The organism is Mesorhizobium silamurunense (assembly GCF_014843825.1).
In the GTDB taxonomy this organism is placed as follows: Bacteria; Pseudomonadota; Alphaproteobacteria; order Rhizobiales; family Rhizobiaceae; genus Mesorhizobium; species Mesorhizobium silamurunense.
Map to the genome: position 1 here is coordinate 1 of NZ_JHQR01000384.1, position 8,604 is coordinate 8,604.

The 8,604-nt window shown below is 64.6% G+C and carries 10 protein-coding genes and 1 pseudogene; all 11 read right to left on the bottom strand.

The features are described 5' to 3' along the window. Positions 1-328 (bottom strand): annotated as a pseudogene (locus DH10_RS34195) (peptigoglycan-binding protein LysM); the annotation flags it as partial. A gap of 139 nt (positions 329-467) precedes the next feature. Then, on the bottom strand, positions 468-1,121 hold the full coding sequence (locus DH10_RS34200; protein ID WP_192245959.1) for a protein-L-isoaspartate(D-aspartate) O-methyltransferase: 654 nt from the start codon (positions 1,119-1,121) through the stop codon (positions 468-470). After that, the gene (gene surE / locus DH10_RS34205; protein WP_192245961.1) at positions 1,118-1,876 is read right to left on the bottom strand and encodes a 5'/3'-nucleotidase SurE; all 759 of its coding nucleotides are present in this window, start codon (positions 1,874-1,876) and stop codon (positions 1,118-1,120) included. The genes DH10_RS34200 and surE overlap by 4 nt, the downstream gene beginning before the upstream one ends. Positions 1,877-1,880: 4 nt before the next feature. Continuing rightward, positions 1,881-3,185 carry a serine--tRNA ligase gene (serS, locus tag DH10_RS34210; RefSeq protein ID WP_192245962.1) on the bottom strand — a complete coding sequence of 435 codons (1,305 nt, stop codon included), beginning with the start codon at positions 3,183-3,185 and terminating at the stop codon, positions 1,881-1,883. A 110-nt stretch (positions 3,186-3,295) separates the two neighbouring features. Beyond that, positions 3,296-4,159: a twin-arginine translocase subunit TatC gene (gene tatC, locus DH10_RS34215; protein WP_192245964.1), complete on the bottom strand. Its 864-nt coding sequence runs from the start codon at positions 4,157-4,159 to the stop codon at positions 3,296-3,298. After that, positions 4,156-4,866 carry a Sec-independent protein translocase protein TatB gene (tatB, locus tag DH10_RS34220; RefSeq protein ID WP_192245965.1) on the bottom strand — a complete coding sequence of 237 codons (711 nt, stop codon included), beginning with the start codon at positions 4,864-4,866 and terminating at the stop codon, positions 4,156-4,158. Before tatB ends, tatC begins: the two co-directional genes overlap by 4 nt. 44 nt (positions 4,867-4,910) lie before the next feature. Further along, positions 4,911-5,132 carry a twin-arginine translocase TatA/TatE family subunit gene (locus DH10_RS34225; RefSeq protein WP_192245966.1) on the bottom strand — a complete coding sequence of 74 codons (222 nt, stop codon included), beginning with the start codon at positions 5,130-5,132 and terminating at the stop codon, positions 4,911-4,913. 179 nt (positions 5,133-5,311) lie between these two features. After that, positions 5,312-6,067 carry an SMC-Scp complex subunit ScpB gene (gene scpB / locus DH10_RS34230; protein ID WP_192245968.1) on the bottom strand — a complete coding sequence of 252 codons (756 nt, stop codon included), beginning with the start codon at positions 6,065-6,067 and terminating at the stop codon, positions 5,312-5,314. Then, positions 6,064-6,864 (bottom strand): segregation and condensation protein A, encoded by an 801-nt coding sequence (locus DH10_RS34235; RefSeq protein ID WP_192245970.1) that lies wholly within the window; start codon positions 6,862-6,864, stop codon positions 6,064-6,066. The genes scpB and DH10_RS34235 overlap by 4 nt, the downstream gene beginning before the upstream one ends. A gap of 62 nt (positions 6,865-6,926) precedes the next feature. Then, positions 6,927-7,946 carry a beta-N-acetylhexosaminidase gene (gene nagZ / locus DH10_RS34240; RefSeq protein WP_192385853.1) on the bottom strand — a complete coding sequence of 340 codons (1,020 nt, stop codon included), beginning with the start codon at positions 7,944-7,946 and terminating at the stop codon, positions 6,927-6,929. A gap of 134 nt (positions 7,947-8,080) precedes the next feature. Then, positions 8,081-8,604, bottom strand: a 524-nt coding sequence (locus DH10_RS34245) for an SPOR domain-containing protein (protein ID WP_192385854.1), incomplete at its 5' end; no start/stop codon positions are given.

The following is an 8,604-nucleotide window of genomic DNA, read 5'->3' on the forward strand; positions in this document are numbered from 1 at the left end:
TGCGCATCGGCTTGGCGGGCGCGGCAGCCGGCGCCGAGGGCGGCGGCAATTGCTGGGACGTCACCGGTTCGAGGCTGGAGCGGCTCACCGACTGGGTGTGGGTTCCGTCGACGGGTGCTGGCGCCACCGTATCGCCCGGATAGGGCTGGTCGGCACTCTGCTTGTTGATGATGGCGCGCTGATTGTTGGTGGACGAGGTGAAGACGTCGTCGACACCATTGAAGCGCATCGCCTGCGAGCTGCACCCTGCCGCGGCGCCGGCGATCATGAGGACGGCGCAGCCACGCGCCAGATTGCGTCCGTTTGCCTTCAAACCATTGAATTGCATCGCACTAACCCGCACAGACCCGGTACAAACTGGTCATGATTAAAGCGCGTTAATGTTACTGGGCGGTTAACCCATTAGAATCCGTCGAAAATTTTCTTAAAACATGCGAGGAAATTTTGGCGGGGCCGCCTGGCGCTGGCTAGATCACCGCGGCGACGCTGCGCAGGACCGGCTGCAGCCTGACCATGCCGATGTCCTCGCGCTCGAAACGGCTGCCGACCTTGGTGAGCTTGGCCAGCACCTGCTCGCCTTCCTCTGGGCCGATCGGCGCTATGACGACGCCACCGCTCGACAATTGATCGAGCAGGAAGCGCGGCAGGCTGTCGAAAGCCGCCCAGGCAAGGATGCGGTCGAACGGCCCTTCGTTGTGCAGGCCGTTGGAGCCGTCGGCCTGGCGCACGATGACATTGCTGATGCCGAGCGCCTCGAAACGCTGTTTTGCCTGCTCGGTCAAGGTCTTGTAGCGGTCGATGGTGACGATACGCGCGGCAAGTCTGGACATCACGGCGGCCGTATAGCCCGACCCGGTGCCGATCTCGAGCACACGGTTGCCCGGCTCGATGGCCAAAGCCGCGATGACGGCCGCCTGCAGGTCCGCGCCCTCGATCGCTTCGCCGCATTCGATCGGCAGCATGCCTTCCGACCAGGCGACGGAATGGAACTGCGCGGACAGGAAGCCGCGGCGCGGCGTCGCCTCGAAGGCGGCGACCAGCGCCTTCGGCGCTGTTCCCCTGCCTCGCAGGCGGAGCAGGAAAGCGGCAAAACCTTCGCGGTCGTCAATGGCCGTATTCATGAGAGCGCCTTGGTCAGCTGGTCGCGGAGTTCATGGGCGGTAAGGTCGAGCTGCAGCGGCGTCACCGACACCAGCCGGTTGCGCAACGCGTAAAGGTCGGTGCCCTTCTTGCCTTCGACCGGCTCGCGGCCGAAGCGCAACCAGTAGTAAGGCAGGCCGCGGCCGTCGCGGCGCTCGTCGACCCAGAGGCTGTGCACGAGCTTGCCTTGCGAGGTGACGACCGTGCCCTCGATTTCGTCCGGCGCGCAGTTCGGGAAATTGACGTTGAGCAGCACGCCTTCCGGCAGCGGTGTCGCGATCAGCTTCTTCAGCAGCGCCGGCGCCAGCGCCTCGGTCGTCTCGTAAGGGACGACGCGGTCCTCGCCGACATAGGAGTAGGCCTGGCTCACCGCGATCGAGCGGATGCCGAGCAGCGCGCCTTCCATGGCGCCGGCGACGGTGCCGGAATAGGTTACGTCGTCGGCGATGTTGGCGCCGGAATTGACGCCCGACAGGATGAGGTCGGGCGGACCGGGCAGGATCTTTTTCGTACCCATGATGACGCAATCGGTCGGCGTGCCGCGCACGGCATAGTGCTTCTCGCCGACCGTCCTTAGCCGCAGCGGCTCCGAGATCGACAGCGAATGCGCGTAGCCGGACTGGTCCTGCTCCGGCGCCACCACCCAGACGTCATCCGACAGCGTGCGGGCGATGCGTTCGAGCGACGCCAGCCCCTCGGCATGGATGCCGTCATCGTTGGTCAGCAGGATGCGCATAAGCTCATTTCGATTCGATCTTGGCGAGACCACCCATGTAAGGCCGCAGCACTTCAGGAATGGTTACGCTGCCGTCCTCATTCTGGTAGTTCTCGATGACGGCAATGAGAGCGCGGCCGACCGCGGTGCCCGAGCCGTTGAGCGTATGGACGAAGCGGTTGCCCTTGCCGTCCTTGTCCTTGTAGCGGGCGTCCATGCGCCTGGCCTGGAAATCGCCGCAGACCGAGCAGGACGAGATTTCGCGATAGGCGTTCTGTCCCGGCAGCCAGACCTCGATGTCGTAGGTCTTGCGCGCGCCAAAGCCCATGTCGCCGGTGCACAGCGTCACCGTGCGGAACGGCAGGCCGAGCCGCTTCAGCACCTCCTCGGCGCATTGCGTCATGCGCTCATGCTCGGCGAGTGAGGTCTCCTGGTCGGTGATCGAGACGAGTTCGACCTTGTAGAACTGGTGCTGGCGCAGCATGCCGCGCGTGTCGCGACCCGCCGAGCCCGCTTCCGAGCGGAAGCACGGCGTCAGCGCCGTGTAGCGCAGCGGCAGCTTTTCATGCGCGGTGATCTCCTCGCGCACCAGGTTGGTGAGCGGCACCTCGGCTGTCGGGATCAGGCCGAGGCGCCCGTCGCCATGCGGCGTGAAGAACAGGTCCAGCTCGAATTTCGGCAGCTGGTTGGTGCCGAAAAGCACTTCGTCGCGCACCATCAGCGGCGGCTGGATCTCCTGATAGCCGTGTTCGGTCGTGTGCAGATCGAGCATGAACTGGCCGAGCGCGCGTTCCATGCGCGCGAGCTGGCTCTTCAGCACGGTGAAGCGCGACCCCGACAGTTTCGCCGCGCGCTCGAAATCCATCATGCCGAGCGCTTCGCCGATCTCGAAATGCTCCTTCACCCAGTTCCGGCGCGTCGGCACCTCGCCAACGATGCGCTTCACGACATTGTCGTGCTCGTCCTTGCCGACCGGCACGTCCTCGAGCGGGACATTGGGCAGCACCGCGAGCGCATCGTCCAGCGCCTTGTCGAGCTCGCGCTCACGCGCCTCGCCGTTCTGGATGAACGCCTTGATGTCGCCGACCTCGGCCTTGAGCTTTTCGGCAAGCGCGGCGTCGCCCGAACGCATGGCATTGCCGATCTCCTTCGAGGCGGCGTTGCGGCGTTCCTGCTTGACCTGCAATTCGCTGAGATGCGCGCGGCGCGCCTCGTCCCTGGCGATCAGGTCCTCGACGGTGGACTGCGCGTCATCGGCCGACCACGAGCGCTTCACCAGCGCATCGACCAGAGCCTTCGGGTTGTCGCGAATCCATTTGATGTCAAGCATGGTCTAAACGCTCCTGGCTGAGGCCAGAGGGCGTAAACCGCATCCGTCATCGATGCAAGACGGCGGGTAACCGCACTGCCGCAATTTCCTGGCGTTGGACGAGTTCGCGACTAGGTCGACGACGCGTCAGGCGTCTTTTCCGCGACCGAGCTCGCCTCTTCCTGCTGCTCGCGCGCCAGGCGATCGCGTGCCTGGCTACGCTCGATCATGCGCGAGGACCAGATGGCGACCTCGTAGAGCAGGATGGTCGGGATGGCGAGGCCGCACTGGCTCATCGGGTCGGGCGGCGTCAGCACCGCAGCAACCACGAAGGAAAGGACGATCGCCCATTTGCGCTTCTCGGCCAGCGCCTGCGACGACAGCAGGCCAACGCGCGTCAGCAGGCTGGTCACCACCGGCAACTGGAACACCAGGCCGAAGGAGAAGATCAGGGTCATGATCAGGCTGAGATATTCCGACACCTTCGGCAGCAGCGAGATCTGCACCTGATCATCGGTGCCGACCTGCTGCATGGCGAGGAAGAACCACATCACCATCGGGGTGAAGAAGAAATAGACCAGCGAGGCGCCCATCAGGAACAGGATGGGCGACGCGATCAGGAACGGCAGGAAGGCGCTGCGCTCGTTCTTATAAAGGCCTGGCGCGATGAACTTGTAGATCTGCGTGGCGATTAGCGGGAAGGCGATGACCATGCCGCCGAACATGGCGAGCTTCACCTGGGTGAAGAAGAACTCCTGCGGAGCGGTGTAGATCAGCTCGACCTTGTGTGGGTCGAGCCCGGCCCATTGTGTCGCCCATTTGAACGGGATGACCAAAAGGTTGAACAGGCGCTTGGCGAAGAAGAAGCAGACGAGGAAGGCGACAAAGAAGCCTCCGAGCGACCAGATCAGGCGGCGGCGCAGTTCGATAAGGTGCTCGATCAGCGGCGCCGACGATTTCTCGATTTCTTCCTTTTCCTTGTCCGAAACGCTCACTTGGCGGCTCCCGCCGTCTTCTTGGTGTCGGCGGCCTTCTTCGGGGCCGGCTTCTTCGCAGCGGGCTTTGCCTCGGCCTTAGGCGCCGCCTTCTTGGCGGGCGCAGCAGCCTTTGCCGGGGCCGGCGAGGATTTAGCCGACGCATTCACGGCCGACGCCTTGGATGCTGCTGTTTTCGCTGCGGCTCCCGGAGCCTTTGCCTTGGAGGTCGCCGCCTTTTTCGCCGGCTGGGCCGGCACTGCGGTCTCCCCCACTGGCACGGCCACGGAGGCATCGGTCATGACCGGGAAGATCGGCGCGGCCGGCGCGGCTTCGGTCCCGGTGATGCCGGGCATTTCCGTCGCGCCGGTCTTGAGCGGCTCGGCCGCCTGCGGTGTCGATGCAGCCGGCTCGGCCGGTTTTGGCTTCATCATCGTGTCAACGCCGGCCCGCACATCGGCCGCCGCCTGCTCGAACGGATTGAGCTGCTTGCGGACTTCGGTCATCGGATTGAGGCTGCGAAGGCTATCTATCGAACTCTTGACGTCGTCGAGTTCGGCTTCCTTCAGGGCGTCGTTGAACTGCTTCTGGAAGTCGGCCGCCATCGTGCGCAATTTGGCCGCGGTGCGACCGAAGGTGCGCAGCATGGTGGGCAAATCCTTCGGCCCGACGACCACGATCATGACGACCGCGATCACCAGCAGTTCGCTCCAACCGACTTCGAACATGGCAATCTATTCCAACGAGAGCTGTTCCAACGAGAGCCCGGGGCTCAGCTCTTGCTGACCTTTTCCTTGCCCGGCGAAACGGTCTCGTCGGCACGGTGCTCGACGGTGCGCTTGTCGTCGGCGGTGTCGTCGTCGGCCATGCCCTTCTTGAAGCTCTTGATGCCCTTGGCCATGTCGCCCATCAGCTCGGGGATCTTGCCCCGGCCGAACACCAGAAGCACGATGACCAGTACGATCATCCAGTGCCAAATCGAAAATGAACCCATAACAATCTCTCTCGAATGTTTTCCCTCGGCGATGATCTATGCGTTTTCGCTCGGGGATTCAAACACAACCGCAATGAAGTTGATAAAATGGCTAGCGGATGTCACGCACTTTCGGCGTGAGCGCCTTGCTACGAATCCGCGCAGCCCTTGCTAATAGACCATTCGCACCGGCTTGGCGGTCACTCTTCCGTGACGCGCGGCGTGAGCAATCCAAGCTCCTCGAGGTCGATGTCGGTCAGCGCATCCTCGTCCTCGGCCAGCGCGTCCGGATCGGCCGGCGGCACCGGCATCGAGAAATTGGACGGCATGCGCGTCGACAACAGCCCAGCGCCCTTCAGCTCTTCCATGCCGGGCAGATCGCGGATCTCCTCCAGCGCGAAGTGATCCAGGAAGGCATCGGTCGTGCCGTAGGTCACGGGACGGCCGGGTGTGCGGCGCCGGCCGCGCATCCTCACCCACTCCGTTTCCAGCAGCATGTCCAGCGTGCCTTTGGAGGTCTCGACGCCCCGGATGTCCTCGATCTCGGCCCGCGTCACCGGCTGGTGATAGGCGATGATCGCCAGCACTTCGAGCGCCGCGCGAGAGAGCTTTCTCTGCTGCACGGAGTCCCGGCTCATCAGGAAGGCGAGATCGCCGGCGGTGCGGAACGCCCAGGCGTCGCCGACCCGCACCAGGTTGACCCCGCGCTTGGCGTAGATTTCCTGCAGATCGGCCATTGCCGCCGCGATTTGCACGCCCTCGGGCAGGCGCGCCGCCAATTGCCTTTCGCTGACAGGCTCGGCGCTGGCGAAGATGATCGCCTCGGCCATGCGGACGGCTTCCGACAGCTGCAGCCGCTCGGCGGGGTTCTCGATGAAACCCTGTTCGGCCATCTCGTCTTCCGGCTCGTCCTCGACCTTGAACGGAATGACCGAAGCGTTGGCACGTTCGCTCATGATACCACCTCGACTGCCTTAACCCCTTGTGCGCGGCCGCGCAGGTAGATCGGCGCGAAAACCTGATCCTGCCGCATTTCCAGCTTCCCCTCGCGCACCATTTCGAGCGTCGCAGCGAAGGAACTGGCCACTGCGGTGCGCTTCTCTTCCGGCGCCGCCAGATATTGGATGAGGAAGCTGTCCAGCGCCGTCCAGTCGCTGATCGTCCCGACCAGCCGCGCCAGCACGTCGCGTGCGTCCTTCAGCGACCACACGGCGCGGCGGGCGATCGTCACGTTGTTGATCGCCTGCCGCTGGCGCTGCTGCGCATAGGCGGTCAAAAGATCGTAGAGCGAGGCCGAATAGGCGTTGCGCTTCTCGACGATGACCATTTCCGGCATGCCGCGCGCGAAGACGTCGCGGCCGAGCCGGTTGCGGTTGACCAGCCGAGCTGCGGCGTCGCGCATCGCTTCCAGCCGCTTCAGCCGGAATTGCAGCACCGCCGCCAGTTCCTCGCCGCTCTCGCCCTCTTCGCCCGGCTGCTTCGGGATCAAGAGCTTCGACTTGAGGAAGGCGAGCCACGCCGCCATCACCAGGTAGTCGGCCGCAAGCTCGAGTCTGAGCGCCCTCACCTTTTCGATGAAGGCCATATACTGCTCGGCGAGCGCCAGGATTGAGATGCGGGCGAGATCGACCTTCTGGTTGCGCGCCAGATGCAGGAGAAGGTCGAGCGGTCCCTCGAAGCCGGCGACATCGACCACCAGCGACGGATCGCCGGTCAGACGTGAATCGTCATTCTCGGCCCACAGACGGTCCATCGGTGCGGCCTTCGCAGCCCTGCTGTCCAATGTTTCCGCCACTTGCCCTTCTATCCCTCGGTTCAGGCCACCGCTTCGAAATAGGTGGCGAATTCCGCGCGTATCGCGCTTTCGTCGGCGACATCGCCGTCTTTTATATAGGCCAGCGCCCGCTCCGCTCTCGCCAGGGACTTGCCTTCGAGCACCGTCGTGCGCGACGCGATGCCGGACATTTCCTCGAAAACGCCGTTGCAGTGAAGGACGAGATCGCAGCCGGCCGCAAGGATCGAGGCCGCCTTTGTCGGGAAATCCCCAGAAAGTGCCTTCATCGAGGTGTCGTCGCTCATCAAGAGCCCGTCGAAGCCGATCTCGCCGCGGATCAGCTCGTTGACAACCTTGGCCGAGGTCGTCGCCGGATTGTCCGGGTCGACGGCGCTGTAGACGACATGCGCCGTCATCGCCATCGGCAGGTGGTTGAGCGCCTTGAACGGGGCGAAATCATGTTGCCGCAACTCGGCGAGCGGCGTGTCGACCGTCGGCAGCGCGAAATGCGTATCGGCAAAGGCCCGGCCATGGCCGGGAACATGCTTCATGACCGGCAGGACGCCGCCCGACATCAGGCCCTCGGCCGAAGCCTTGCCAAGTTCGATCACGGCATTGGGTTCCATGCCATAGGCGCGCGCGCCGATGACATCGCTGGCGCCCGCGATGGGGACGTCGAGCACCGGCAGGCAGTCGGCGGTGATGCCATGGCGCAGCAGATCGAAGGCGTGAAGCCGCGCCAGGAGCCACGCGGCGCGGCGGCCGGCCTCGCGATCGTCGCGCCAAAGGGCGCCAAGCGCCCCACCTGCAGGATAGTTCGGTGCCAGCGGCGGCCGCAGGCGTTGCACCCGGCCGCCTTCCTGGTCGATGAAGACAGGAGCGTCCGGCCGTCCGATGCAGTCGCGCATCGAAGCGACCAGGTCGCGGATCTGCTCAGTCTCGCCGACATTGCGCGCGAACAGGATGAAGCCCCAGGGACGTTCGTCGCCGTAGAAACGGATTTCATCTTCAGTAAGGGATTTCCCGGCGCAGCCGAGGATCATGGATTTTGATTCGGTCATGGGTAGAACCTTAGGGCTTTGGGAACGCAAAGGGAATCACCCCTGCCCGCCGACGTCCGAACGCCAAGAACCGTCCACAATGAAAAGCCGGCGCGGCCTTGCGGCGGCGCCGGCTTTGAGACGGTCTGGGACGATCAGCGCGACACGAAGCAGGTGCCGCCGGCCGCCTTGTAGCTGGTGCACAGGTTGATCGCGTCGTTGCGCGACTGCGCCGGCACGCGGACGCGGTAGAAAGTTCCCTTGCCGGCGATTTCCGCCTTGACGATGTTGGCGGTGCGCCCGGAGAGCACGCTGCCGTAGCGGCGCTGCAGGTCCTGGTAGGTCGATTGGGCGCTTTCGACCGTCGGCTGCGAGGCGATCTGCATCGACCACGAGCCGCCGCCTGATGCCGCCGGATCGATGGAGGCGACCTGGTCGGGCTTGACCTCGCCGACGATGTCGACCGGCTGGTCGGACGGACGCGGCGGCGCCACCGGCACCTTCGCCGGCGTGTTGGTCGACTGGGCCCTGGCTTCAGCCTTCGGAGCGGCAGTGGGCTTCGCTGCAACGGCTGGCTTGGCGGTATCGCTCTGGTCGCCGTCGCCTTGATCGGCAGCCTGGTCGGTGGCTGGCGTCACGGTTCCCGTCGGTTGGGCATCGCCCTGCCCGGCCGCAGCGA

Bases quoted from the DNA above. Each gene is read 5' to 3' on its own strand.
- DH10_RS34200 (WP_192245959.1), bottom strand. From the start codon at position 1,121: ATGAATACGGCCATTGACGACCGCGAAGGTTTTGCCGCTTTCCTGCTC.
- surE (WP_192245961.1), bottom strand. From the start codon at position 1,876: ATGCGCATCCTGCTGACCAACGATGACGGCATCCATGCCGAGGGGCTG.
- serS (WP_192245962.1), bottom strand. From the start codon at position 3,185: ATGCTTGACATCAAATGGATTCGCGACAACCCGAAGGCTCTGGTCGAT.
- tatB (WP_192245965.1), bottom strand. From the start codon at position 4,866: ATGTTCGAAGTCGGTTGGAGCGAACTGCTGGTGATCGCGGTCGTCATG.
- DH10_RS34225 (WP_192245966.1), bottom strand. From the start codon at position 5,132: ATGGGTTCATTTTCGATTTGGCACTGGATGATCGTACTGGTCATCGTG.
- scpB (WP_192245968.1), bottom strand. From the start codon at position 6,067: ATGAGCGAACGTGCCAACGCTTCGGTCATTCCGTTCAAGGTCGAGGAC.
- DH10_RS34235 (WP_192245970.1), bottom strand. From the start codon at position 6,864: ATGGACCGTCTGTGGGCCGAGAATGACGATTCACGTCTGACCGGCGAT.
- nagZ (WP_192385853.1), bottom strand. From the start codon at position 7,946: ATGACCGAATCAAAATCCATGATCCTCGGCTGCGCCGGGAAATCCCTT.